Source organism: Halomonas sp. Cn5-12, assembly GCF_021532545.1.
GTDB classification, from domain to species: domain Bacteria; phylum Pseudomonadota; class Gammaproteobacteria; order Pseudomonadales; family Halomonadaceae; genus Vreelandella; species Vreelandella aquamarina.
On record NZ_JAKGAY010000016.1, the window covers coordinates 32,335 to 58,527 of the forward strand.

Consider the following 26,193-nt stretch of genomic DNA (forward strand, 5'->3'; position numbering starts at 1 on the left):
CGTGCTTTGTTCACTGCCAGCGTCTCTAATTCAGCGCAAGGCCACCTCCTCCTTGGGGGGAGGAGGGGTGGCGTATCCAAGGGGCGTAGAGTAAAGGTAGAAGCGTAGGCGGTCAGGGCGCGACATCGTCGTTGTAAAACCCACCGGAAAGGGCAGCAGGCGATAATATTTTGTAGTAAAATTACACGAATTATTGTGTATAGTGCCTCATATGAGATAGATTTTAGGTAATCTAACTACATTAGATGGCCTAATTATAAATAGGAGCTGAGATGAGCCAGTCACATGCCCCGCTGGGCGATCCGAATCACGCTATTGATTTAGCGCTTTTTGGGGCGCTAGGCGACCTTGCCATGCGCAAGCTGTTTCCTGCGCTGTATCATCTTGACCGCGAAGGCTTAATGCCCGAAAGCACGCGGATCATGGGGCTGGCGCGTCAGGAGCACGACACTGCCGCGTTCCGTCAGCTGGTCAAGGGCGCGCTGCAGAAGCGCCTGAAAAAAGAGGAGCAGGACAAGGCAAGCCTTGAACGCTTCCTGAACCGCTTAGAGTATCTCAAGCTCGACTTTGCCACCGCAGAGGGCTACGACGCCATTCGCCAGTGGCGCGAAGGCAGCAAGCGCCCAATGGTGGTCTACCTCTCCGTCGCCGCGCGTATTTATGGCGACATTTGCCGCAATCTCCAGGCCAGCAACAGCCTGGATGACGATACCCGCGTGGTAGTGGAAAAGCCGATTGGTTATGACTTGGCCTCTTCAGAAGAGATCAATGACGCCATCGGTGCCGTGTTCCCTGAATCACGCATTTACCGCATTGACCACTACCTGGGTAAAGAGACGGTTCAAAACCTGATCGCCCTGCGCTTTGCCAACCCGCTGTTCGGCACTCAGTGGAACCAGAACCATATCTCCCACGTCGAGATTACCGTCGCCGAAAAAGTGGGTATTGAAGGCCGCTGGGGCTACTTTGATGATGCGGGCCAGCTGCGGGATATGGTGCAGAACCACCTGCTGCAACTGCTGTGCTTGATCGCCATGGACCCGCCCTCCAACCTGGATGCCGATGCCATCCGCGATGAGAAGGTAAAAGTGCTCAAGGCGCTGAAGCCGTTTACCGGCGAAGCGCTGGGCCGCGACGTGGTGCGTGGCCAGTACATTGCCGGTACCAGCGATGGCCAGGCCGTGCCGGGCTACCTGGAAGAAGAGGGCGCCAACACCCAAAGCCAGACCGAAACCTTCGTGGCCATGAAGACCGAAGTGTCCAACTGGCGCTGGGCTGGCGTGCCGTTCTATCTGCGTACCGGTAAACGGATGCCGGAGAAACTGTCGCAAATCGTCATTCATTTCCGTCAGCAACCGCACTACATCTTTGATCCGGACCAGCGCGGCATCGCCTCCAACAAGCTGATTATCCGCCTGCAGCCGGAAGAGGGCATTGCCCTTCAGGTGCTCACCAAGGATAGCGGCCTGGATAAAGGCATGCGCCTGCGCCCTGGCCCGCTGCACCTGGATTTCAACAGCGCCTTCCCGAAATCGCGTATCCCGGATGCCTACGAGCGTCTGCTGCTAGAAGTCATGAAAGGCCAGCAGTACTTGTTTGTGCGCCGGGATGAAGTGGAGCACGCGTGGCGCTGGTGCGACCAGCTCATCAGCGGCTGGAAAGCACGCGAAACCCCGCCGCGCCGCTACCCGGCAGGCTCTTGGGGGCCGGTCGCCTCTATTGCCATGATTACCCAGGATGGCCGCAGCTGGTACGAGGATTATTAACATGAGCGAAGCACGTCAAGCGCTAGCCGAGCAGCTAGCGGAAGCCGTCTATCAGGCGCTAGCCGATGACCTTGTCAACCAATCACGTGCGCTGCTGGTGGTCTCCGGTGGCTCAACGCCCGTGCCGTTTTTCAAGGCGCTGGCACAAAAGCCGCTGGAGTGGGCGCGGGTAGATATCACCCTGGCCGACGAGCGCTGGGTAGATGAGCAAAGCAGCGACAGCAACGCCAAGCTGGTGCGCGAGAACCTGCTGCAGGGCCCGGCGGCGGCGGCTAACTTCGTGCCGCTCACCTCGGACGCTGGCACCCCGGAAGAGGGCGTGCCAGCGGTGGCAGAAGCAACGGCAGGACTTGCCTGGCCCGCGAGCGTCGTCATTTTAGGCATGGGCGGCGATGGCCACACGGCTTCGCTGTTCCCCGATAGCCAAGAGCTGGGCCTAGCGCTTTCTACCGATGAGCCGCTAGTGGCCGTGCGCACCCCCAGCCAGCCGCAGCCGCGTATTACCTTCTCGGCGGACCGCCTGCATCAGGCGAAGCGCCACATTCTACATATCACCGGCGACGATAAGCGTGCCGTATTGGCCAACGCCATGGGTGGTGACGATGTTCGCACGCTGCCGATTCGCGCGTTTCTATCTTGCCCGCTGGCGATCTACTGGGCGCCCTAATAAACCGCCTTCGCCAATAACAATTTGCTTGGAGACTCACTGATGACCATCGATAAACAGCTTCCCTCAACGCGCACCGCCGAGCTAGACAGCATCTGCCTAAAAGCCGAAGTGATCCCGGTGATCACCATCGAGCGCCTGGAAGACGCCGTGCCGCTGGGCCGAGCTCTGGTCGAAGGCGGCCTGACCGTGCTGGAAATTACCCTGCGTACCGACTGCGCCCTGGAAGCCATCAAGCGCATGAAAGAGGCGCTACCGGGTGCCAGCATTGGGGTCGGCACCGTGCTGACGCCCGCGCAATATCGCCAAGCCGAGCAAGTCGGCGCTGATTTCGTTGTTACGCCAGGTGCCACCGACGCGCTTTACCGCTACGGCGTAGAGAGCCCCGTGCCGATGCTGCCGGGCGTTTCTACCATTTCTGAGCTGATGACCGGCTGGCAGTACGGCTACCGCCGCTTCAAGTTCTTCCCCGCGGAATCCAGCGGCGGTGCCAAGGCGATCAAAGCGTTCGGCGCGCCAATTCCTGAAGCGCGTTTCTGCCCCACGGGCGGTATCACCGTTGATAACGCTGAATCTTACCTGTCACTACCCAACGTGATGTGTGTCGGCGGCTCCTGGCTGACGCCGAAAGCAATGGTCGATGCCGAAGATTGGGACGGCATTCGCGAACTGGCCCGCCAAGCAGCGGAGCGTTTCCACCACTAAACGGTTCCACCACTTATGTAAAACACAGTACCGAGCACTCTCGTCACTTGCCTCACTGATGTCGGGTCGTGTGAGCAAGACGTTTGCCCGAGCATGTCGCCATGCTCGGGCTTTTTTACGTCTACACCTAAAGGGGATACTTCCGTTAGTTAATAGGCGTGATACGCTAACTTAAACGATTAAGTTGACCGATTAAGTTAAGGTTTTAAGCATGACGTTAGCGGATTTTGAGCCTCAGCATCCTGCGCTGCATTTTACTCCCCCGATGGGGTGGATGAACGACCCCAACGGGCTGGTGTTTTTCGAGGGCGAGTACCATCTGTTTTATCAGTACCACCCGTTCAGCACCGTCTGGGGGCCGATGCACTGGGGGCATGCGGTCAGTCGCGACCTGTGCCACTGGCAGCATTTGCCCATCGCGCTGGCACCCAACGAAGACGGCGCTTGCTTTTCGGGTAGCGCCGTGGTGGATGAGCACGATGTCACGGGGCTGTTTGACGGCCAGCCGGGGCTGCTGGCGTTTTACACCTGCCACCGGGTGCTCTCAGATGACCCAGAAGATTACCAGCAGTCCCAGTGCTTGGCGTATAGCCGCGACAGGGGCCGTACCTGGCAGCGTTACGAGGGGAATCCGGTTCTGCCGCCGCCTGGGTTTAAAGATTTTCGCGACCCTAAAGTGGTTTGGCATGGCCCTAGCCAGCGCTGGGTGATGGCGCTGGCCTGTGGGCAGGAGATTCACTTCTATACCTCCCATAACCTGCTGGAGTGGCAGTTTGCCAGCGCCTTTGGCAAAGGCGAGGGCGCGCATACTCAGCACCCCTGGGAGTGTCCGGACCTGTTCGAGCTGCCGGTGGACGGCGCTGGGCCGAATGAGCCCGCCACCCGCTGGGTGCTGGTGGTGGGCATTGGCGCCACGCCGGATAACCCGTTTGGCTCGTTGACCCAGTACTTCATTGGCGCGTTCGATGGCGAGCATTTCACCAATGACAACGCTGCCGACGTCGTGCTGATGATGGACGAAGGGCGGGATTTCTACGCGATGCAGAGCTGGTCGAATACCCCCGGGCGGCAGCTTGCGCTGGCGTGGTTGAACAACTGGCAGTACGCCAACCATGCCCCCGAAACGGGCTGGCGGGGCACCATGAGCTTGCCGCGAGAGCTGACGCTGCGTGCGACTTGTCGTGGGGTGCGGTTACGACAGCGCTTTGCTCGCGAAGCAGCTCAAGCGCTCAGCGCCCCAAGCCACATATCGCCTCGTTCGCTTCAAACGGCAGGGGAGCACTGCATTGCTTTGCCAGAGGGCGCGGCGGTTTACGGCCAGCTGACGCTGGTGCTTAAAGCAGGCACAAGGCTGGCGCTGTCGCTGCAGCAGGGCTATCAGCAGCGGCTATGGCTGACCGCAGGTGAATCAACAACGTCGCTACACTATGAGCGTCAAGGGAGTAACGGTCAGGCCGCCTTTGATGAGCACTTTGCCTGCGACCACGCGGCGGGCAGCGTCGATGGGTTAACGGTGACGGTAACGTGGTGGTGCGATCACGGCACGCTGGAAATGTTGGTCGACGGGGCCACTGAACAGCGCAGCATCACTCAGGTTAGCTTTGTCGATCATCGCCGTCAGCCGGTGACGTTGGAAGTCGTCAGCGGGCGGGTGGAGGTGGCAGAAGGGGGCATCCAAAGCGCCGTCGAGTAGCAGCCTCGACGACGCTCAGTGCTAGCCTGCCGAGCTGCGCAGGGCTTCAATATCAGCGTGGGTGGGCAGCGCGGCATAGGCGCCGGGGCGGGTGACCGCGTGGGCGCCGCAGCGGCAGGCAATGTCCACTGCGCGGGTGAGCAACGCGCTGTCCTGGTGCCAGCTCTCGCTGATGCCGTAGCTTGAAAGCTCCGCGAGCAGGCCGCCAATAAAGGCATCGCCACCGGCGGTGGTGTCGACGGCCGTGACGCTGGGTGGCGTCACGGTTTGGTCAATGCCGATGCCTTTGAGTACCACATTATTGGGGCCGTCGGTAATCACAATCACCTTCACCCCTGCGGCCATGCGCTCGGCTAACCACGCCTCAGGTGGGTGGTCGCCACGCAGGTAGTCCAGCTCTTCGAGAGAGACTTTGACCAGCTCGGCGCTATCGACCAGCTCGGTGACCAGCCAAGGATCTGCCGCACCCTCTGCCCACAGGTTGTGGCGCAGGTTGGCATCCACGCTCACAAGGCAGCCTGCGCGCTTGGCCATGGCGGCAATCGCGAGAGTGGTCTCAGCAATTTCGGGGTCGGTCAGGCTGTTGCTGCATAGGTGAACGATGGCGGGCTGCTCGAACACGCCGTGGGGAAGGTGTTCCAAGCGGTAGAGCAGGTCGGCGGCCGGTGGGCGGTAGAAATCGAAAGTGCGCTCGCCGCTGCTGTCGCGGGAGACAAACGCCAGCGCCGTGCGGGCTTCTTTGGTAAGCACGACGCCCTGGGTATCCACGCCGTGGCTTTTCAGCTCACGGATGAGAAAGTGCCCAAAGGTATCGTCACCCACCATGCCCAAAAACTGGCTGGGAACGTTGAGCCGCGCGCAGGCCACCGCCACGTTGGCGGGCGCGCCGCCAGCGTAGGGGGTAAAGGTTTCCTGCCCTGTGTTATCGCCTAACCGGCTAGAGAGCATATCAATCAAGGCTTCACCGAAAGCAATCACCGGTGTCATAGGTCTTTCCTTGTCATTATTGGCATCAATGTTGAGTGAGCGTACTAAGCGACGCAGTGGCCGCGGGCGGCCTCCAGCAGTTCGTACCAGGCTTCTCTGGGCAGCGTTTCCGGGCCGTTCAGCATATTGGCAATACGCTCCGGTTTCACGCTGCCTACCACCGGTACTGGGCGGCCGGGCAGGGTGCGCAGCCAGGCCAGCGCCAGCGCGCCGGGTGTGCTGTTAAGCTCGCCTGCTAAACGGTTCAATACGCGGCTCACTTCACCCTGCATCAGTTGGCCGCCCGCCAGCGGAGACCACGCCATGGGCGCATGGCCATCGGCACCGAGGTCGTCAAAGCTGCCGTCAAACAACGGCGCGCTATGGGCAATCGAAAGCTCGATTTGGTTGGCGCGTAGCGGGTGATGCATATGGCGTTGCAGTCGGCGCCACTGACTGGGCAGATGGTTGGAAATCCCCGCCGCGCCGATTTTGCCTGCCTCTATGGCGTCATCCAGCGCACGGCCTGTTGCGGCGGCGTCCATCAGCAGGTCCGGGCGGTGAATCAGAAAGTGATCCAGACGCTCGACACCCAAGCGGCCCAGCGCATCGTCAATGGCGCGGCTTAGGTACTCCGGGCTGGCATTGTAGTGCTTGATCTTGCCGGAACCCGGTGCCGGATTGTCGTTGGCGATGCTGGCTTTGGTAACGACATTCAACCGCTTGGCCAGGGCCGGGCGGGCGCGCAGCGCTTGGCCAAACAGCGTTTCGCATGCTCCGTTGCCGTAAATGTCGGCATGGTCGAACCAGTGCAAACCCTGTTCTAAGCGAGCTTCGATCCAGTCGGCCAAGTGGCTCGCTTGGTGCATCTCTTGCGCTTCATGCAGGCGCATCATGCCGAGTACAAACGGCACGTTGAACGTTACAGCAGCCATGGCGTGTTCCAATCTGTTAAAAGACTTCTTCGTTATGTAGCGCTTCGGCGGCACCCAGCAGGCCGGTCCACGGGTGAGTCACAATCCTCACCGGGATGTCGGCGTTGTAAGCGCCCATGCGCCCTTTATTGACAAAGCTTGCGCGCAGCTCACACTTGGGCAGCCAGTCCAACAGGCGGGGCAGAATACCGCCGCAGAGATACACGCCGCCGCGCGCACCCATGGTCAGGGTGGCATCGCCGCACACGTCGCCGAGAATTTTCAAAAAGCGCAGCAGGGTAGCCGTGGCCAGGGCATCGCCCTGGTTGGCCGCTTGGGTCACTTCGGCGGGGGTCTCGCAGCGCGGCGTTTGGCCTTCCAGGGTGCAGTGGGCTTGGTATAGCTCTAGCAGCCCCTGGCCGCACAGAATGCGCTCGACGCTCACCCGCTGGTGGCGCTGTAAGAACACGTCCAGCAGCGCGCGTTCGGTGGTGTCGGTAGGCGCAAAGGTGACGTGGCCGCCCTCGGTCGGCAGCGGAATCCAGGCGTGCTGGCCGGGGAACACCCCGGCCACGCCCAAACCTGTACCGGGGCCGATGACCAAGCGGGTCGAGTGCGACTGGGCTTCCCCAGGCTGCACTTCCACCAGGTTATCTTCCCCTACGTGGGGTACGCCCAACGCCTGGGCGGTGAAGTCATTGATGACTTTGAACAGCGACAGATTCAGCGCCTGCTGAACGTCGCTTTTCATAAAGTCCCAATGGTTGTTGGTCATCTTTACCCGCTCGGCGTGCACCGGGCAGGCGAACGCCAAGCAGGCTTCTTGCGGGGCGTTATCGCCCGTTGCGCCTACCCGAGCGAGATAGTCCTGAATCGCTTCGATCACGCCGGGGTAATCGGCGCAGGGTAGGTTAAGAATGTCGTGGGGCGTGACTTCGCCCGGCGTGACCAACGCCAGACGAGCATTCGTGCCGCCAATGTCCCCGATTAATGCCGGTCGCATCAGGCGTCCTCTTGAAAAATCTGACCTTCTTGACGAGCGAGATCGTCGGCTTCGAAGCCGCCCAACGAGCCCGCGCCCTCTTCGCCGCGCATTGCCAAGTGGCGGAAGCCCGAGAACAGCTCGCGGCCCAGGCCCACATGGTAGTGATCCAAATTGGCGACAACGAGCTCACGCTCGGCCCAGGTGGCGGCGTCTACTTTGGCTTCCAACGTGCCGGCGTTGGCATCCAGGCGTACCACGTCACCATCGCGCAGCTTGGCCAGCGGGCCGCCGTCGAGCGCTTCCGGGCTCATATGGATGGAGGCGGGCACTTTGCCCGATGCGCCAGACATGCGGCCATCGGTGACGAGGGCAACTTTGAAGCCACGGTCCTGGAGTACGCCCAGGAAGGGGGTGAGTTTGTGCAGTTCGGGCATGCCGTTGGCTTTGGGGCCTTGGAAGCGAACCACCACAATGACGTCGCGGTCCAGGTCGCCCGACTCAAACGCCGCTTTCATTTCGTTCTGATCCTCGAAGATCTTCACCGGCGCTTCTACTACACGGTGCTCTTCGGCTACCGCCGAGACTTTGATGACGCCACGTCCCAGGTTGCCTTTCATCACGGTCAGGCCGCCGGTGGGGGCGAAGGGTGTAGCGACCGGGCGCAGCACTTCTTCGTCCAGGCTGTTTTCCGGGCCTTCGCGCCATACCACTTTGCCATCTTCCAGGAAGGGCTCTTGGGTGTAAGCGGTCAGGTCGGTGCCAAACACCGTGGGAATATCGCCGTGGAGCAGGCCCGCGCCCAGCAGCTCGCGGAACAGGTAGCTCATGCCGCCCGCTGCCTGGAAGTGGTTAATATCCGCCTGGCCGTTGGGGTACACCTTCATGATGCTGGGCGTGACCGCTGACAGATCGGTGAAGTCATCCCAGTTGAGGGTAATGCCCGCCGCTGCCGCCATAGCAATCAGGTGCATGGTATGGTTGGTAGAGCCGCCAGACGCAAGCAGGCCAACGACGGCGTTGACGATGGCGCGCTCGTCGATCTGCTTATAGAACGGACGGTACTCGCCGCCGGGTTCGGTGTTGCGAATGGCCTGCTCGGTGGCGTAGCGGGTGAGCGCTTCGCGCATCTCGGTGCCCGGGTTGACGAACGAGGTGCCCGGCAGGTGCAGGCCCATCACTTCCATCATCAGCTGGTTGGAGTTGGCTGTGCCGTAGAAGGTGCAGGTGCCTGGGCTGTGGTAAGAGTCGGACTCCGCCTGCAGCAGCTCCTCGCGGCCCACCTTGCCTTCGGCGTAGAGCTGGCGAATGCGCGCTTTCTCCTTGTTCGGCAAGCCGCTCGGCATCGGGCCTGCGGGTACGAACATGGCGGGCAAGTGACCAAAACGCGCCGCGCCGATGAATAGTCCGGGAACGATTTTATCGCATACGCCGAGGTAAAGAGCGGCATCAAACATGTTGTGCGACAGGCCCACGGCGGTGGCCATGGCAATCACGTCGCGGGAGAACAGCGAGAGTTCCATGCCCGGCTGGCCTTGGGTTACGCCATCGCACATGGCGGGTACGCCACCGGCAAACTGCGCGGTAGAACCCATGGCGCGGGCGGCCGCTTTGATGGTTTCCGGGAAGGTTTCGAACGGCTGGTGGGCCGAGAGCATGTCGTTGTACGAAGAAATAATCCCTAGGTTGGCGCTGTTCATCAGCTTCAGGGAGTCTTTCTCCTGGGCGCTACAGGCAGCAAAGCCGTGGGCCAGGTTGCCGCAGGAGAGCTCGGCACGATGCACGCCACGCTTGTGCTGGTCGGCCATGCGGCGCTCGTAGAGAGCGCGGCGCTCGGCAGAGCGTTCACGAATGCGTTGGGTAACCTTAGCAACCGTAGGATTGAGTGTGGCGGGTGTTGAACCAGGCATAGAGACCTCTGCATGTGTAGAGACGGTGAATCCAGATTTGTAGTTATTTTACATCTTATGGCGTCGATATAAGAGACTTTACGGCAATAAAAACGCTATTTATAGATTAAGTTGTAGTTTTATTACCCGAAAGGATGAGTCGGATGATCCCAGCGTCCAGCCCATGATAGCCAAAAAGCGCTCATGGGCCGAACGCGCCTGCTCAGGAGTCGACCTCGTCGCTGCTGATATGGAACAGCATGGCATACAGGGTGGGTACGGCAATCAGCGTCAGCAGCGAGGCAAACGCCAGGCCGCCCATGATGGTCACCGCCATGCTGTTGAAGAAGGCGTCGGCCAAAAGCGGCAGCATGCCGAGGATGGTGGTACCAGCGGCCAGGAAGACCGGCCGCAAGCGGCTGATGCTGGCGTCCACCAGAGCAGAAAAGCGCGCCTTGCCCTCCTTGATCTGCCCATCGATCTCGTCCACCAGCACGATGGCGTTTTTCATCAGCATGCCCGACAGGCTGAGCATGCCCAGCAGGGCGGTAAACGAGAAGGGCAGGCCGGTCACCAGCAGGCCAATCACCACGCCACACACCGACATGGGCACCACCAGCCAGATGATCAGCGGCTGCTTGAGCTTGCCAAACAGCAAAATCGAGGTCAGCAGCATCACCAGCAGGCTGATGGGCAACTGCTGGGCCAGCGCCTCCTGGGCATCGCCGGAATCCTCGTGTTCACCTCCCCAGCTCAGCTGGTAGCCCGGTGGCAGCGTCATGGCCTCGATCTCTTCGCGAATGCCGCCGAAGGCCTGGGCGGCGGTATAGCCCTCGGCGGGGTCGGCCCCGACGGTCAACGTGCGCACCCGGTTGCGGCGTTGAATCAGCGCTTCCTCGCTATCGGTATCGAAGGAGGAGACCACCTGGCTGATGGGCACGAAGCGCTGCTGCGCGGCGCTCCACACGTTGCGGTTTTCCAGCAGTGCCACATCGTCCCGCTCGGCCGCCGGTGGGCGGGCAACGATGGGTAGCAGGTGCTCGCCTTCACGGTAGGTGCCTGCCCGAATGCCCGACGAGGCAAACTGTAGAGTCTGGGTGATGTCTTCACGACTGACCCCGGCAATGCGGGCGCGCTCCTCGTTGATGCGCGGCCGCACCACCAACTCCTGCTGACGCCAGTCGGTACGCTGGTCGATCAGGTAGGGGCTGTCGGCCATGATGCGCTGGGCCTGGTCGGCCAGCGAGCGCAGCACTTCCGGGGAGGGCCCCTGAAAGCGCGCTTCGATGCCCGCGCCATCGCCCGGGCCGAACTGCAGCCGCTGGGTGCGTACCTGCGCGCTGGGAAACGCTTCGTTCAGCTCTCGGTAGAAGCGCTGGTCCAGCGCGGGAATGGCGTCCAGGTCTTCGGTGCGCACGATGAACTGGGCATAGGCGGTGTTGGGCTGCTCCGGGGCGTAGGTGAGCATGAAGCGGGTAGCGCCCTGGCCGATGAAGCTGGCCACCGATACCACGTCCTCCTGCTCCAGGATATACGCCTCGATATCGGCGGCGTAGTCGGCGGTCGAGCGAATGTCGGTGCCCTGGGGCAGCTCCACATTGACGAAGAACAGCGGCGTGTTGGAGTCCGGAAAGAACGACTGGGGAATCAGGCTGAAGGCCCACAGGCACACGGCGGTGATCAGCACCAGCGCGCTGACGGTGACGATGCGCATGCCCAGCGCCAGCAGCAGCACCCGGCGATAGGCGCGATAGAGCAGGCCGCCGTACAGCTCGCGCTTGCTGGGCTCGTCGTCGTTCTCGTTTTCGTCCTGGTGCTCGTCTGCTTGCTGCTCGTCAGCGGGCTGATCCTCGTCGTCGCCTTTCTGGCGCAGCAGGTAGTAGCCAAACAGCGGGGTGACGGTGATCGCCAGCAGCCAGCTCAGCATCAGGGACACCAGAATGACCATGAACAGCGAGTAGAGAAATTCGCCGGTGACATCGTCCGACAGGCCAATACCGGCAAAGGCCATGATGCCGATCACCGTGGCGCCCAGTAGCGGCAGCTGGGCACGCTTGGCGGCGCTGCCTGCAGCCTCCTTGGCGCGCTGGCCGCGCTTGATGTTGGTGACCATGCCTTCGGCGACCACGATGGCGTTATCCACCAGCATGCCCATGGCGATGATCAGCGCCCCCAGCGAGATACGCTCCATCTCGATGTTTAACAGCCCCATGAACAGCAGGGTGCCCAGCACGGTGAGCAGCAGGGTACTGCCGACCACCACGCCGATGCGCCAGCCCATGGCCAGGCACAGCACCCCGATCACGATGGCCACCGACATGGCCAGGTTGAGCAGGAAGTCGTTGATGGCATCGTTGACCACATGGTGCTGTTCGTAGAGAGGATGTAGCTCTACGCCCAGCGGCAGGCGGCTTTTCAGCTCTTCCATGCGGGCTTCGACGGCTTCGCCCACTTCGATGATGTTGTCGTTGGCGGCGCCCGCAATGCCGAGCGTGAAGGCATCCTCGCCGTTATAGCGAATCAGCTGGTTGGGCTGGTCGCTGGGCTCGCGGTAGACGGTGGCGATATCCATCAGCGACACCTGTTCGGTGGTGCCGGGGCGGCCGATGCGGATGGCTTCGATCAGCGCGGTGCTGTCGATGTCGCTACGCGCCACCAGCCGCACCTGGCGTTCCCCTACCCGCAGGCTGCCCGCGTTTTCCACGGCGTTTTCGGTCTGGATGGTGTTGATGACCTGATTGATGGGAATGCCCAGGGTGGTCAGGCGCTCGTTGGAGATGTCGATGTAGATGGTCTCTTCCCGCTCGCCTGCGGTGGTCACCCTGGCCACGCCGGGTACTGCCAGCAGCTCGCGCTGAAGAAACGTCGAAATATCGCGGATCTCCCGCGTGGTGAACCCATCGGCCGTGACCGCATAGAAGAGGCCGTACACTTCACCGAAATCGTCGTTGACTTGGGAGCCCAGCACCCCCTCGGGCAGGGCCCCCTGGGCATCGTTGATCTTGTGGCGCAGCTCATCCCAGATTTGTGGCAGTTCGTGGCTGCGGTAGCTGGAGTGGACTTCCACCTGGATTTCCGAGCGCCCGGGCAGCGACTTCGATTCTATGACGTCGATCTGCTCCATCTCCTGGATGGCGCGCTCCAGACGTTCGGTGACCTCTTCTTCCACTTCAACGGCGGTGGCGCCGGGGTAGGGCGTGTTGATGATGGCGTTGGGGATGGTGAAGGCGGGGTCTTCGAGTTTGCCCACCGTATTGAATCCCCAGATACCGCCCAACAGGCAGATCACCACGATCAGCCAGGTATTGAGAGGCCGTTCGATGGACAGCTTGGCGATGTTCATGGCGGCTCCTAGAGGGCGTTATCCAGCGGTTTGACGCGCATGCCGTCGCGCAGCAGGTGTACCCCGGCCGCCGCAATCGACTCGCCAGGCTGAACGCCTGCCACCAGCATCACGGCGTCGTCGCTCAGCTCACCCACGGTGACCTCCCGGGGCGATACCGTGCCCTCGTCGGGGTCGTAGACCCACACGCGAAAATCACCGCTCTCGGTGGTGTCCAGGGCGCTGGCTGGAATCATCATCACCCCGGACACCAGCCGCTCGGCGGGCTCGATGAACACGGTGGCCGTGGTGCCGGGCAGCGCCACCAGGTGCTCGCCTTGGGCGGGCGCGAACTCCACCTGATAGGTCTGGGCGACCTCATCGGGCTCGGTGATGTGTTCGCGGTACTCCAGCGCAATGCGCTCGCCGGGCAGCGTGGCGATCTCGGCTTCGGCGTTGAAACCGTGTTCGCCATCGAGATGCTGCATCAGCGCTTCGGGCACGTTGATGCGAATCCGCAGCTCCGAGATGTCCTGAATACGGACGACTTCGGCATTGGGCGGCAGCGTGGTGTGGTTTTCCACCAGGCGGCGGGCAATCAGCGCATCAAAGGGCGCGTACAATGAGGTGTAGGCCAGCTCCTGGCGGGCGCTCTCCAGCTGGGTAGCGGCCAGCTCGGCATCAGTGCGGGCCGCTTCCAGCACCGAGGCGGAGACGGCGTTATGGCGATACAGATTTTCCTGCCGCTGCAGATGCTGGCGGGCCTGGGACAATTCCGCTTCCGCGGCGCGCACCTGCAAGGCGTAATCGGTTTGATCGAGCTGGGCGATCAGCTCGCCTTTGGCCAGCGTGGTGCCCTGTACGGCTGGAAAGGTGGTCAGGCGGCCGCCCACCTGAAAGGCCAGATTGACGGTGCTCACGGCATCGACGCGACCCACAAAACGACGGCCCGAAAAGGCCTGCTGCTGGCCAGTCTCAAACAGTTTGACCACCTGAGCCGGAGGCTCGGGGGGCTCTTCGGCGTCTCTGCAACCTGCCAATAACGTCACGCATGCCAGCAACCCGGCCAGAGTGGGTAGCCACTTCCCCTTGCGGATGAACCTCATTCAATGCCTCCCTGCAAGTCAATGGGGGATCACGGTGGTGTGATGTATCCCCTGTTTCGTCAGCCCCCTATAATAGGTACTCTTAGCCACTTCGAACAGGTGTTTGGTTAAACGCCGCCCTAAATCGGTATTCACCCGAACTGCAAGGATGATCAGCGTGCACAGGAATCACCCGTGGGGCCCCCGCCTCAAACCGTTCACCACTGCCTCGGCGCTGGCCTTGCTGCTGGCAGGCTGTGCGGTCGGCCCGGAGTATCAAACGCCCGACATTGAGCTGCCGGAGAGTTGGCCTGCCCATATCACTCTGGAGCAGCAGGCCCGTGACGACTGGCACCGCTGGTGGCAGCGCTTCGAAGACCCGGCGCTGAACCGGCTGGTCGAGCGCGCCAGCGAAGACAATCTCGAACTGGCGATTCAGTTGGCGCGCATTCGCGAGGCCCGGGCCCAGCTGGGGTTTGCCGATGCCGAGCGCTTTCCCACCGTGGGCTATCAGGCCGAAGCCAACCGTGAGCGCACCCCGGGGGCGGCGCTGCCCATCGATGTTCAGCCCGTGCAGGAGCTGCTGCCCATCGATGTTCAGTCCGTGCAGGAGCTGCTGACCTCCACCAACAACCAGTACTCCCTGGCCGCTAGCCTGGAGTATGAAATCGACCTGTGGGGGCGGCTGGCCAACCAGCGCGCTGCGGCCATGGCCGCCCTGCAGGAGAGCCTGTTTGCCAGAGACGCCGCCGAGCTGGGCGTGATCGGTGACGTGGTCACCACCTACGTCAGCCTGAAAAGTGCCGAAGCCCAGCAAGCGCTGATGGAGGAGACCCTGGCCGCGTACCAGGAGACCTATCGCCTTCAGGCGCTGCGCTTCGAGCATGGCGACATCAGCGAACTGGAACTGCGCCAGGCCGAAGCCGAGTGGCGCAACCTGCAGGCAGAGCTGCCGTCGCTCAAGCAGCAGGTGGAAACCCTGCGCGGGGCCCTGGGCACGCTGGTGGGCATGTCCCCTGATGAGCTGCTGACTACCCTGGACACCGGCACGTCGCGGCTGGATGACCTGGCCCAGCCGGTGGGCATACCTGCCGTGATGCCGTCGGCGATGCTCCAGCGCAGGCCCGACATTCGCTCGGCAGAAGCGGCGCTGATCGCGGCCACCGCCCAGATCGGCGTGGCCGAGGCCAACCGCCTGCCGTCGCTCAATCTCAGCTCCTTTTTGGGCACTGCGGCCGCCAGCACCAGTGATCTGTTCAGCGATGTGGCCCGCACCTGGGGCGTCGGGGCCTCGGTGATGGGGCCGCTGTTCGACTTCGGTCGTAGCCAGTCCGGGGTGGAAAGCGCCGAAGCGCTGGCCGAACAGGCCGAAGCGCAGTATCGCCTGACCGTGCTGACCGCTTTCAACGAAGTGCGCGATGCACTCTACAGCTACGACTTCAGCGAGCGACGGCTGGCCGCCATCGACGAACAGCTGGAGGCCGTTGCCCGTACCCGGGAGCTGGCCGTGCTGATGTACGACCAGGGGCAGGTGAGCCAGCTGGAGCGCCTGGACGCCGAACGCAACCTGCTCTCGGCCCGTTTGGCCCAGGCCGGTGCGCGCCGTGAACAGCTGGCGGCCACGGCCACGCTGTTCAAGGCGCTGGGGGGTGGCTGGCAGGAAACCCCCGTTTACTGATTGCCGGTACGGTAACCACAGCCCGGGCGGCTCCGCTGGCCGCCCGCATCTGTTACCATGCTGCGCTTGCGATCACTTCATCTCTGGTTTTGCTGCCACTGGAGCTGCCATGCCTCCCTGCGCGTCCTCTGCTGCCGCTTCTGACTCCCTTGCCGCTTACCCCTGGCTGCCTGATATCGGCCCCGTCGATGCCGCCGCCGCTGAGCGCACTCGTGCCTACCTCGATACCTTGACCAAGCCGCCCGGCAGCCTGGGCAGGCTCGAAGCGCTGGCGATTCAGCTCAGCGCCATCACGGGCAGCGCCCGCCCTCGGGTGGATAGCCCTGCCGTGGTGGTGTTTGCCGCCGACCATGGCGTGGCCGCTGAAGGCGTGTCGGCGTTTCCACAGGAGGTGACCGCGCAGATGGTCGCCAACTTCGTTCAGCAGGGCGCGGCCATCAACGTGTTTGCCCGCCAGCTGGGAGCTCGGGTGGACGTGGTGGATGTCGGTGTGGCGTCGCCGCGACCGCTGCCGGGAGCCACCGATGCCCGCGTGCGTTCGGGCACGGCCAACATGCTGCACCACGACGCCATGCCGCTGGACGACGCGCGCCAGGCCATGCAGGCCGGCATGGCAGCGGTCGAGCGGGCCGTACAGGCGGGGGCCAATGGGCTCATCGTGGGCGAAATGGGTATCGCCAACACCACCGCCAGCAGCGCCATGCTGGCGGCCTTGCTAGGGGTGCCTGCCGCCCAGATGGTGGGGGCGGGCACCGGTATCGACAGCACCCAGCAGGCCCACAAGGCGGCGGTTATCGAGCGGGCGCTGGCCAATCGCCAGGCGAATCCTGACGACCCGCTGGAGGTGTTGTGCAAGCTGGGCGGCCTGGAAATTGCCGCCATGGCGGGTGCGTACCTGGCGGCGGCGGCCCACCGCGTGCCTGCGGTGGTGGATGGCTTCATTGCCACGGTGGCGGCCCTGACCGCCTGCCGCATGGCCCCGGCACTGTGCGACTACCTGGTGTTTGGCCACCGTTCGGCGGAGCCGGGCCACGTCCTGGCGCTGGAAGCCCTGGCGGCGCAGCCGCTGCTGGCCCTGGAAATGCGCCTGGGCGAGGGCAGTGGGGCGGCGCTGGCTTACCCGCTGCTACAGGCTGCCGCCGCTATGCTCAGTGACATGGCCACGTTCTCCCAGGCGGGGGTGAGTGGCAAGGCACCATGAGCCTCGACTTGCTGAGCCTGCCCGCTCTGGCCGGATGGGTCGCGCTGGCCATCGTCATCGATTTGATCGTGGGGGACCCGCGCGCGCTGCCCCACCCGGTGGTGATCATCGGCAAGGCGATTAGCGCCCTGGAGCACCGCTGGAACAAAGGCAGCCCCCAGCGGCGGCGCCTGTTGGGCGGGTGCCTTACCCTGGTGGTGGTGCTGGGCACCTTGTCGGTGGCCTGGCTGGGGCTTGCGCTGTTGTCGTGGGTGCACCCCTGGCTGGGGCTGGCCGCCGAGCTGTGGCTGCTGGCCACCACGCTGGCCATCAAGGGGCTGGCGGATGCCGGGCGGGCCATTGCCGCCCCGTTGCGGCAGGGCGATTTGCCCGGCGCGCGGCAGGCGCTGTCCAGAGTGGTGGGGCGTGATACCCAGGCTCTGGATGAAGCCGAGATTACCCGGGGCGCGGTGGAAACTGTGGCGGAAAACACCGTCGATGGCATTACCTCGCCGCTGCTGTTTGCGCTGCTGGGGGGCGCGCCGCTGGCGCTGGCCTACAAGGCCATCAATACGCTGGACTCCATGGTGGGCTACCGGAACGAGCGCTACGGCGACTTCGGCTACGCCTCGGCCAGGCTGGACGACCTTGCCAACTGGCTGCCTGCCCGGCTGACCGCCCTGTGCCTGTGGCTGGCGGGCGTGCTGTATGGGGTGTTTCACCGCTCACCTCTGCGCTGGCGGGGCGCCCTGGCGGCCACCTGGCGCGAAGCGCCCCGCCATCCAAGCCCCAACGCGGGTTGGCCCGAGGCGATGGTGGCGAATTTGCTGGGCGTCCAGTTGGGCGGCACCAACGTCTACCAGGGGCAAGTATCACACCGGGCCACGCTGGGCACCGCCCATGATTTACTGAAAGCCAGCCACATCACTACCACGATTTGGCTGATGCACGGGGCCTGGTTGATGTTCTTCCTGCTGCTGCTCTTCCTGCAGCTGTGCCTCGTGATGGCTACGGGGGCCGGGTGATGCGCGGCCAGCCCGGCAACCTACCCCTCGACCATTGGCCAAGCCACGGTGGCCAGGCCGCCGCGCTGCTGCAGCGCTTTGGCCTGCCTGCCGACCACCCGCTGGAAGATATCAGCGCCAACCTGAACCCGCTGGGCCCGCCCGGCTGGGTAACCGGCTACCTGGCCCAGCGCCTGGCTGGGCTGGGCCGCTACCCCGAACCGGACTACCGCGCCGCCAGGCAGGCGATTGCCGAACACGCAGGCGTGGAGCCGGGGCAGGTACTGCTCACCAACGGCGGTGCGGAAGCCATCTTTCTGGCGGCGGCGCACCACGCTGGCCAGCAGGCGCTGATCGTCACTCCTACCTTTGGCGAGTATGCCCGGGCCTGCAACGCCCACGGTGTGCGCATCAGCGAGCTTGGCCTGTTGCCGGGCACCTTCGACCCGCCCGCGGCCGCGTTGCTGCAGGCGGCAGCCAGCGCTGATGTTGTGTTCGTCTGCCGCCCCAACAACCCCACCGGCACGCTGCTGCCCGTGGCGCTTATCGAGGCGCTGCTGGACGCCTTGAAACCGGGGGCCTCGCTGGTGGTGGATGAAGCCTTCATCGACCTGGCATTGGAGGCTGCACCGCTGACTCCGCTGCTCCAACGCTACCCGGCGTTGATTCTGCTGCGCTCCATGACCAAATTCTTTACCCTGCCGGGCCTGCGGCTGGGCTACGTGCTGGCCGATGTGGGGCGTATCGCTCAGCTTCAGGCGCAGCAACCGCCCTGGAGCGTCAATCATCTGGCTGCTGAACTGGTGCCGCCGCTGCTGGCGGATGAGGGCTTTGCCCGGCGTACCCACCAGTGGTTGGCCCGTGAGCAGCCACGCATGGGCGCTGCCCTGGCCGCGCTGGGGCTGGAGGTGGTGCCCAGCCACAGCTGCTTTCATCTGGTGCGGCCTGGGGCCGCCCAGCGGCAGCGGGGCATTTCCAGTATCGTGCTGCTTGAGCGCCTGCTTCACCAAGGTATGCTGGCGCGACATACCCATGGTTTTGCTGGCCTGAAGGGTGGTTGGCTAAGGCTGGCGCTACGTGATGGTGTGACCAATGATCGGTTGTCAAAGGTGCTGAATGATTGTCTTTGTTAGTGGAGGGGCTCGGTCGGGCAAGAGCCTGGTGGCGGAGCAGTGTGTTCAGCAGTACGCCGACGGCAAGACGTGTTACTACGTGGCCACCGCCGACATCTACGATAGCGAAATGGCCGAACGGGTAGGCCATCATCAGGCCCGCCGCGCCAACCACTGGGTCACCCTGGAAGCCCCGCTCAACATCGAACAGGCCGTGGCCCAGGTGTCCAACGGCCATGCCGCCCTGTTGGACTGCCTGACCCTCTGGGCCAGCCAGGTGATGTTCAATACTCAGGAGGACGCCGCACCGGTCAGTGAAACAGAAGCCTTTGCGCTGTTGGTGCGTGCGCTTCACGATGCCCGCCGCCGGGGGGTGACGCTGGTGGTGGTCTCCAACGATCTCAACGAAGCGCTCCTGCCTGCCTCGGCAGAGGTGTGGCGCTACGTGGAATTCCTGCAAGGGTTGCACCGCTGGCTGGCGGCCCAGGCCGACCGGGTGGTGGAGGTGGTGGCCGGGCAGTCCATCGAATGGAAGGCGGCTGGCGCACCATGAAACACGCTCTGTACGGCATGCTGCTGGCGCTGCAGTTTCTGACGCGTCTGCCGCTCCCCGTTGCCTGCCCCTGGACACCGGCCACCCGGCGCTGGGCCATTCGCGCCTACCCGCTGGTGGGCCTGATGGTGGGGGCGCTGCTGGCCTGTGTCGCCCTGCTGTTGGGCCAGTGGCAAACCCCATCGCCCATCGCGGCGCTGGTACTGCTTAGCCTGTGGGTGGCCATTTCCGGTGGCCTGCACTTGGATGGCGTGATGGATCTGGCCGATGCGTTGGGCAGCAACCAGCCGCTGGAACGGCGCTGGGAGATCATGAAAGACCCACAAATCGGCAGCTTCGGTATGTTAGCGCTGCTGTTTTTGCTGGCCTGGAAGGGCGTGCTGCTCTGGGCGCTGCTGCAGTATCACGCGCCGCTGTGGTGGCTGATGGTGGTGCCCGCGTTGGGGCGTTGGGCGGGAGTCGCGCTACTTGTACTGACCCCATGCGCCCACTCACGCGGCCTGGCCTGGAGCTGGCAGCAGTCGCTCAGCTGCCGCGATGTTGGGCTAGCGCTGGTGCCGCTGCTACCGCTGGTGTTGGTATGGCCCGCGATGGCGCTATGGCTGGTCGCAGTCGCGTGTTGGTTAGCGCTGACGCGTGCGGCACTGCTGCGTCTATTTAACGGCATTAACGGCGATATGGTCGGTGCCACCATTGAAGGAGGAGAGCTTTGGCTACTGGTCTTAATGTGGAGTTGGTGGCAGTTCGTCACGGTATCACCGCCTGGAATTTAGAGCGCCGTTACCAGGGCCAGCGGGATATTCCGCTGCTGTTTCCCGATGCGGAGGAAGGGCTGCTAACGCTTCGGAAAGCCCTGATGGATGAACGCTTTGACGCGATTTATGCCAGTGACCTTGGCCGCTGCCAGCAAACGCTGGCGTGGTCACAAGCAGCAAAACCGGGTATACCCGTCTATGCCGAACCGCGCCTACGGGAGCTCGATTTTGGCGAGTACGAAGGCAAGGTTTACGATGAATTAAAAGAATTGCCGCACTATCGCGCCTGGATTGATAGCGCCGGAGAGCTGCAAATTCCCGGTGGAGAGTCTTCTGGCCAGCTGCGCGAACGTCTAGATGCTTGGCTCGACGATGTCGCGGCACACACTCAGCAGTATGGCTATCAAAAAGTGTTAGTGGTGACCCACGGCGGTGTGATTCGTGAGCTACGCCGCCGTTTTGAAACCCTCGATTTTTGGGAGGGAATTGTGCATCAGGCCCAAGGACGGCGCTGGCAGCTCGCGTATCAGGCAGGTGAGGATGGAAAAGGAGAATGGCAATGCAACTATTCATCGGCGGTGCCAGTGCAGGTAAGCGCGACGCTGTAAAACAACGCTTCCCCAGTGCGGTATGGTGGCGCTTAGCCCCTGGCCAGCGCCTTCATGAGGTCGCCCACGTCATGCTACCGAATACGCCGCTGGTGCTCCACGGCTTGTTTGAGTGGCTCACCGCCGCGCAGGATTCTGACTTCAGCAGCGACGAGTGGCGAGCCCAGTGGCGGGAAGATTTACAGCGCCTAAACCAAACCGCCGCAGAGGATAACGTCACGCTGGTGATTATTGCCAACGAACTGGGTCGTGGCCTGGTGCCCATCGCCCGAGACCAGCGCCGCCTGCGCGATTTAAACGGCTGGTTCACCCAGGATGCCGCCGCCCACGCTGAGCAGGTATGGTACGTGCGCCACGGCCTATTACAGGCGCTGAAAGGCTAGACGGTAAATTGACCAACCTCTAACAAGTTGCTAGTTTACGCGCACTCTCAGGTGCTGGTGGCACTAACGCCATCAATTAAACGGGAAGTTGGTGAACGTTTTTTGTGAATCCAACGCTGCCCCCGCAACGGTGATCGAGATAAGAACGGCTAGAGACGCCACTGTGCTTACGCATGGGAAGGTGGTCGTTCGGAAAGGTATGGCGCTTACGTTAAGCCGCCCCTTCTTTCGCTCGTCAGCCCGGAGACCGGCCTAAGAGTGACGACTAAAAAAGCCAAAGATTACCGGCATGCGGAGGGCATGTGCAGGGCGAATACCAGAGGCGTTCAGCCGATGCTTTCCCTTGTGTGCCCCTGCCCGGTCACTAAAAACACGCTGTGCGGGTGAGCACAGTGAGCAAGGGACCTTTCATGAACCACCGTTTTCACACCACCGCCACACGGGCGGCATTTGCGATGGCAGCACTGCCGCTGGCCATCTCCTTTTCAGCCCAGGCCCAGTACGCCGAAGCGACCACGGAATTAGCGGCGCTTGATCCTGTCGTTGTCACCGCTGCATTAGCGCCCCGCACCGCCAATGAAAGCCTCTCATCCGTTAGCGTGCTGGATGAAGCTACTTTTCGCCGCCAAGACCCCACCAGCCTAACCGATCTTCTACGCGGCCAGCCGGGCGTTGATGTCACCAGCAACGGCAGTTTTGGTAAAAGCGGCAGCGTTTCTTTGCGTGGTGCGCCCGGCGATGCAAACGTGCTAATGATAGATGGCATTCGGCTGCGTTCAGCCACAGCGGGTAGTGCCGCTTTTCAGTATTTAGATCCTCGTATGTTTGACCGCGCGGAAATCGTGCGCGGCCCGCGGGGTAGTCTTTACGGCGCGGATGCCGTTGGCGGCGTGATACAGCTCTTTACCCCTGATGGTGACGAACAAGGCCCGCAACCCAATATTTCCATCGGCGGTGGTTCATTCAATACCCAGCGGGTAAGTGCCGGTATTTCTGGACGCGAAGGCGGCACGCGCTACAGTTTTGCCGGTAGCCATTTCAATACCGACGGCCAGCCGGTACGCCAGGGCGGCGAGGATATGGGCTATGACAATACCTCGGCGCTGGCACGCATGTCACATACCTTCGATAGCGGTGCGGAAGTCGGTTTTTTGGCGCTGAGGGCGCGTGGCACCACTGAGTATGATGAAAGTGGTAGTTTGGCTACGACGGACTATGTGCAGCAGGTCGCAGGCATTTATGGTGAGCTGCCAATTACCGACAATTGGCGTAGCCGCTTGACGCTTAGTGAAGCACGCGATGAGAGCGTCAACCACCACTGGGGCTCTATTCTCGACACCCAGACACGCACGGCTCGCTGGGAGAATACCTTGAGTGCCGGTGTGCATGAGCTGATTGTCGGCGCGGAGTATCTGAACGATAGCGTGGCCGGTAGTATTACCGGGGATATGCCTTGGGATGGCCCTTATGATGTCGAAAAGCGCGATAACAAGGCGGTCTTTGGTCAGGCGTTGCTGGACTTTGCGCCATTCGCTGTTCAGGCCAGCCTGCGCTATGACGATAACGAGGCGTATGGCGATGAAGTGACCGGCAGCCTGGCGCTGGGCTACGAACTGGATAACTACCATACGCTGCGCGCCAGTATAGGCACGGCGTTTAAAGCCCCGAGTTTTAATGACCTCTATTGGCCGAACTCTGGCAACCCTGATCTCAATCCGGAAAAATCTGAAACCGTTGAAGTGGGCGTTCGCGGCCAGTACAGCCAGTGGTTCTGGGACGTGGCCGTCTTCCAAAACGACTACGACGACCTGATTGCCTGGGCGCCGACGCCAAGCGGTTTGTGGGTGCCACAAAACGTCAATAATGCGCGTATTCGCGGTGCTGAGCTTTCAAGCGGCGTAGAAGTCAACGACTGGGTACTGCAAGCTGCCTATACCTACCTGGACCCGGAAGATCAGGAAACAGGCAATCGACTAGCCCGCCGTGCTAGCCAAAGTGTGCGGCTAGATGCTGACCGCGAGCTTGGCGATTGGTCATTGGGAGGGTCGTTAGTAGCACAAGGTTACCGCTATGATAATGCCTCTAATACTCAGCGATTGGGTGGCTATGGGTTGGTTAATCTACGTGCGGGATGGCAGTTTGCACCGCTTTGGACGGCCCGTGTTACGGTAGAAAATGCCTTTGATAAAGAGTATGAAACCTCGCGTGACTACATCAACGCAGGCCGAGCAGGGTTCTTAAGTGTTCACTTTGGCCAGTAGCCAACGTGGGTTAATGCGCGGGGCCTTGGGCCTCGCGTTTTTGCTCATAGCCATACCTGTCCAGGGCCACGACCACTCACGCTGCGTGGTGGATGATCGTGACCGCGAAGTATGCCTGCACAACGCTGCACGGCGTATTGCCACGCTCTCCCCAGGGGCAACGGAGCTGACCTACGCCGCAGGCGCAGGAGATCAGGTCGTGGCCGTGGTGAGTTACAGCGACTACCCGCCGCAAGCCCAAGAAGTGGCTTCGGTGGGCAGCCATACGCGGATTGATTTAGAGGCCCTGGTCGGGCTTGCCCCGGATTTAGTCATCGGCTGGGTAACAGGTAACCCCGCCGAGCAGATGGAAACCCTAGAAGCGCTGGGCATGCCGGTGTTCTACATCGAGCCGCGTAGCGTGGAAGACGTCGCCCACACCATTGAGCGACTGGCCCGTTTAGCGGGAACTGAACCAACTGGGCGGCAGGCGGCTAGCGAGTTTAGAGACGGCATGGCCGCGCTCACCGCCCGCTACAGGGAGCGCGACCCGGTACCCACGTTTTATCAGGTGTGGGACGAGCCGCTGATGAGCGTTAATAACGAACATCTGATTGGTCAGGTAGTAGAGCTTTGCGGCGGCGAGAACGTCTTTGGCGAGCTGGAACGGCTGGTGCCAAGACTGGATGACGAAGCCGTGCTGGCCGCCAACCCCGAGGCCATTATTGCTGGAGGAATGGGGGAGGAGAACCGCCACTGGCTCACCCACTGGGAACAGTACCCCAATTTAGCCGCCGTAACGGGCGATAACCTCTATTTTGTGCCACCTTCTTTAATTCAGCGGCCCACTCCGCGCCTGTTGGAAGGCGCACAAATTCTGTGTGAGAAACTTGAACAAACTCGCCAAAAGCGCGGGGCCTCTTGATGGTGGCGCGCCTGTGGCAACCCCTTGGTCTGTTGGCGTTGATCGCCGTGGCCGCCATGCTATTGTCTCTGGCGGTGGGTAGCGCGCAGCTTTCGGCAGCGCAGCTCTGGGCGGTGGTGCAGGGCCAGGGCGATGCGCTGGCGCGTACCATGGTGATCGAGCTTCGCCTGCCACGGGCGCTTTCTGCCTTTGCGGTGGGCGGGCTGCTGGCGGTGGCCGGTGCCTTGATGCAGGTGCTGCTGCGTAACCCGCTGGCAGACCCCTACGTACTGGGGCTTTCCGGCGGGGCATCGATGGGGGCATTGGCGGCCATGTTGGCCGGGATGGGCGGTGTGCTTATTTCGGGTTCGGCATTTTTAGGCGCGCTGCTCTCTACGTTTTTAGTGTTTGGCCTAGCCCACGGCAGCGGCGGCTGGACGCCTGCCCGGCTGTTGCTGACGGGCGTGGTCGTGGCCGCGGGGTGGGGCGCAGTGATTACCCTGATGCTCGCGCTAAGCCCTGCCGAGCGGCTGCCGGGGATGCTCTACTGGCTGATGGGGGATTTATCCTACGCTCGCGCGCCGTGGCCGCCGCTGCTGCTATTAATCGCCACCTGTGTATTGCTGATACCCCTGGGGCGCAGCCTCAACGTACTGGCCCGTGGCCCCCAGCAGGCCGCCGCCCTGGGCGTGGATGTTCGCCCATTGGAGTGGGGAATTTACATTGCCGCCAGCCTCTTGACCGCCACCGCCGTGACCACCGCAGGCAGCATTGGGTTTGTGGGGCTAGTAGTGCCCCATATGCTGCGCCTGCTGCTCGGCAACGACCAGCGGCTGATTTTACCTGCCTGCGTCCTGGCAGGCGGCACGCTGCTGGTACTCGCCGATACCCTAGCGCGCACCATGATTGCCCCCGAGCAGCTCCCCGTAGGCGTGATTACCGCGCTGCTGGGTGTGCCCACCTTCCTCTTTTTGCTCTACCGGAGCCGCTGATGACCCGCTTGGCGACTCAAGACCTGATCATTAACGTGCCAGGGCGTAGCGAAGGCACGGCGCTGAACCTCACCATTGAACCGGGGCAGGTGTGGGGCGTGCTTGGCCCCAATGGCGCGGGTAAAACTACGCTGTTGCATACGCTGGCGGGGCTGAACGCCCCCCGTTCAGGGCAGGTGCTGATAGGCGACACGCCACTAAGCCAGCTGCGCAGGCGGCAAGTGGCCCAACGCCTAGGGCTGGTGTTTCAAGAGCGGCTAGATGGCTTTCCCGCCACGGTGCTGGAGACCGCGCTGATTGGCCGCCACCCGTACCTTTCCCTATGGCAGATGGAAGGTGCCGACGACTACGCCCGCGCCGAGGCCGCGCTGGCCGCGCTGGACGTGGCCCACCTGCGCGACCGCCTGGTGAACACGCTCTCCGGCGGCGAACGCCAGCGGGTGGCCGTGGCCACGGTACTGACCCAGGCCCCCAGCCTCTGGCTGGCCGACGAGCCCACCAACCATCTGGATCTGCACCATCAAAGTGCGGTGATGGCGCTGATGGCCGAACAGGCCGCCCAGGGCAGCGCGGTGATGATGTGCCTGCACGACCTCAACCTGGCCGCCCGCTGGTGCGACCACATTTTGCTGCTATACCCCAGCGGCGAAGCCTGCTGGGGCCCACGAGACACCATGCTGGTGCCCAGCGCCCTAGAGCGGCTCTACCAACAGCGGCTGGCTACGGTAGATGTGGATGGTGCGCCGGTGTTTGTGCCCATCCAGGCACCCCTTACCGACCATGAGTGATTTAAGG

Annotated in this window: 22 protein-coding genes and 1 riboswitch; of the genes, 16 read left to right on the forward strand and 6 right to left on the reverse strand. The window is 62.6% G+C overall.

The window, feature by feature from the left end:
* Positions 1 to 272 precede the first annotated feature (272 nt).
* The 4 genes from zwf (at position 273) to L1249_RS10310 (ending at position 4,831) form a co-directional block, all read left to right on the forward strand.
* Positions 273 to 1,766, forward strand: coding sequence for a glucose-6-phosphate dehydrogenase (gene zwf / locus L1249_RS10295; RefSeq protein ID WP_062360298.1), 1,494 nt, complete (start codon positions 273 to 275; stop codon positions 1,764 to 1,766).
* A 1-nt stretch (position 1,767) separates the two neighbouring features.
* The gene (gene pgl, locus L1249_RS10300) at positions 1,768 to 2,433 is read left to right on the forward strand and encodes a 6-phosphogluconolactonase (protein WP_044629370.1); all 666 of its coding nucleotides are present in this window, start codon (positions 1,768 to 1,770) and stop codon (positions 2,431 to 2,433) included.
* Positions 2,434 to 2,475: 42 nt separating this feature from the next.
* Complete coding sequence (locus L1249_RS10305) at positions 2,476 to 3,138, forward strand: bifunctional 4-hydroxy-2-oxoglutarate aldolase/2-dehydro-3-deoxy-phosphogluconate aldolase (protein ID WP_044629369.1); 663 nt, start codon at positions 2,476 to 2,478, stop codon at positions 3,136 to 3,138.
* Positions 3,139 to 3,349: 211 nt separating this feature from the next.
* A complete protein-coding gene (locus L1249_RS10310) occupies positions 3,350 to 4,831 on the forward strand; it encodes a glycoside hydrolase family 32 protein (protein WP_235253561.1) in 1,482 nt (493 codons plus the stop codon).
* A gap of 21 nt (positions 4,832 to 4,852) precedes the next feature.
* Here the strand turns inward: L1249_RS10310 and L1249_RS10315 are convergent, their stop codons facing one another.
* The 6 genes from L1249_RS10315 to L1249_RS10340 all read right to left on the reverse strand — a co-directional run bounded on the left by L1249_RS10315 (position 4,853) and on the right by L1249_RS10340 (position 14,010).
* A complete protein-coding gene (locus L1249_RS10315; protein WP_044629367.1) occupies positions 4,853 to 5,818 on the reverse strand; it encodes a carbohydrate kinase family protein in 966 nt (321 codons plus the stop codon).
* Between the two features lie 44 nt (positions 5,819 to 5,862).
* Positions 5,863 to 6,732, reverse strand: coding sequence for an aldo/keto reductase (locus L1249_RS10320; RefSeq protein WP_044629366.1), 870 nt, complete (start codon positions 6,730 to 6,732; stop codon positions 5,863 to 5,865).
* Positions 6,733 to 6,748: 16 nt separating this feature from the next.
* Entirely contained in the window at positions 6,749 to 7,714 is a 966-nt protein-coding gene (glk, locus tag L1249_RS10325; RefSeq protein ID WP_044629365.1) for a glucokinase, read from the reverse strand.
* Positions 7,714 to 9,603: a phosphogluconate dehydratase gene (gene edd, locus L1249_RS10330; RefSeq protein ID WP_235253562.1), complete on the reverse strand. Its 1,890-nt coding sequence runs from the start codon at positions 9,601 to 9,603 to the stop codon at positions 7,714 to 7,716. The genes glk and edd overlap by 1 nt, the downstream gene beginning before the upstream one ends.
* A 202-nt stretch (positions 9,604 to 9,805) precedes the next feature.
* Positions 9,806 to 12,925 carry an efflux RND transporter permease subunit gene (locus tag L1249_RS10335; protein ID WP_235253563.1) on the reverse strand — a complete coding sequence of 1,040 codons (3,120 nt, stop codon included), beginning with the start codon at positions 12,923 to 12,925 and terminating at the stop codon, positions 9,806 to 9,808.
* Positions 12,926 to 12,933: 8 nt separating this feature from the next.
* Entirely contained in the window at positions 12,934 to 14,010 is a 1,077-nt protein-coding gene (locus tag L1249_RS10340) for an efflux RND transporter periplasmic adaptor subunit (protein WP_052509936.1), read from the reverse strand.
* 148 nt (positions 14,011 to 14,158) lie between these two features.
* Here L1249_RS10340 and L1249_RS10345 point away from each other — a divergent pair, with 148 nt between their 5' ends.
* The 12 genes from L1249_RS10345 (at position 14,159) to L1249_RS10400 (ending at position 26,186) form a co-directional block, all read left to right on the forward strand.
* A complete protein-coding gene (locus L1249_RS10345; RefSeq protein WP_235253564.1) occupies positions 14,159 to 15,667 on the forward strand; it encodes an efflux transporter outer membrane subunit in 1,509 nt (502 codons plus the stop codon).
* Positions 15,668 to 15,776: 109 nt separating this feature from the next.
* Positions 15,777 to 16,868 carry a nicotinate-nucleotide--dimethylbenzimidazole phosphoribosyltransferase gene (cobT, locus tag L1249_RS10350; protein WP_044629361.1) on the forward strand — a complete coding sequence of 364 codons (1,092 nt, stop codon included), beginning with the start codon at positions 15,777 to 15,779 and terminating at the stop codon, positions 16,866 to 16,868.
* Positions 16,865 to 17,872: an adenosylcobinamide-phosphate synthase CbiB gene (gene cbiB, locus L1249_RS10355; RefSeq protein ID WP_235253565.1), complete on the forward strand. Its 1,008-nt coding sequence runs from the start codon at positions 16,865 to 16,867 to the stop codon at positions 17,870 to 17,872. Before cobT ends, cbiB begins: the two co-directional genes overlap by 4 nt.
* On the forward strand, positions 17,872 to 18,984 hold the full coding sequence (cobD, locus tag L1249_RS10360) for a threonine-phosphate decarboxylase CobD (protein ID WP_235253567.1): 1,113 nt from the start codon (positions 17,872 to 17,874) through the stop codon (positions 18,982 to 18,984). Before cbiB ends, cobD begins: the two co-directional genes overlap by 1 nt.
* The gene (locus L1249_RS10365; protein WP_235253568.1) at positions 18,968 to 19,516 is read left to right on the forward strand and encodes a bifunctional adenosylcobinamide kinase/adenosylcobinamide-phosphate guanylyltransferase; all 549 of its coding nucleotides are present in this window, start codon (positions 18,968 to 18,970) and stop codon (positions 19,514 to 19,516) included. Before cobD ends, L1249_RS10365 begins: the two co-directional genes overlap by 17 nt.
* The gene (gene cobS / locus L1249_RS10370) at positions 19,513 to 20,289 is read left to right on the forward strand and encodes an adenosylcobinamide-GDP ribazoletransferase (protein ID WP_235253569.1); all 777 of its coding nucleotides are present in this window, start codon (positions 19,513 to 19,515) and stop codon (positions 20,287 to 20,289) included. Before L1249_RS10365 ends, cobS begins: the two co-directional genes overlap by 4 nt.
* Complete coding sequence (locus L1249_RS10375) at positions 20,244 to 20,879, forward strand: histidine phosphatase family protein (RefSeq protein WP_233420283.1); 636 nt, start codon at positions 20,244 to 20,246, stop codon at positions 20,877 to 20,879. The genes cobS and L1249_RS10375 overlap by 46 nt, the downstream gene beginning before the upstream one ends.
* Positions 20,831 to 21,262, forward strand: a complete 432-nt coding sequence (locus tag L1249_RS10380; protein ID WP_058578360.1) for a bifunctional adenosylcobinamide kinase/adenosylcobinamide-phosphate guanylyltransferase — start codon at positions 20,831 to 20,833, stop codon at positions 21,260 to 21,262. The genes L1249_RS10375 and L1249_RS10380 overlap by 49 nt, the downstream gene beginning before the upstream one ends.
* Before the next feature lie 32 nt (positions 21,263 to 21,294).
* Positions 21,295 to 21,532: riboswitch (cobalamin riboswitch) on the forward strand.
* A 140-nt stretch (positions 21,533 to 21,672) separates the two neighbouring features.
* The gene (locus tag L1249_RS10385; protein ID WP_235253570.1) at positions 21,673 to 23,523 is read left to right on the forward strand and encodes a TonB-dependent receptor domain-containing protein; all 1,851 of its coding nucleotides are present in this window, start codon (positions 21,673 to 21,675) and stop codon (positions 23,521 to 23,523) included.
* Positions 23,524 to 23,536: 13 nt separating this feature from the next.
* Positions 23,537 to 24,427 (forward strand): cobalamin-binding protein, encoded by an 891-nt coding sequence (locus L1249_RS10390; protein WP_054641778.1) that lies wholly within the window; start codon positions 23,537 to 23,539, stop codon positions 24,425 to 24,427.
* Positions 24,427 to 25,398 (forward strand): FecCD family ABC transporter permease, encoded by a 972-nt coding sequence (locus L1249_RS10395; protein ID WP_089675938.1) that lies wholly within the window; start codon positions 24,427 to 24,429, stop codon positions 25,396 to 25,398. Before L1249_RS10390 ends, L1249_RS10395 begins: the two co-directional genes overlap by 1 nt.
* Positions 25,398 to 26,186 (forward strand): ABC transporter ATP-binding protein, encoded by a 789-nt coding sequence (locus L1249_RS10400; RefSeq protein WP_062360323.1) that lies wholly within the window; start codon positions 25,398 to 25,400, stop codon positions 26,184 to 26,186. Before L1249_RS10395 ends, L1249_RS10400 begins: the two co-directional genes overlap by 1 nt.
* Positions 26,187 to 26,193 lie beyond the last annotated feature (7 nt).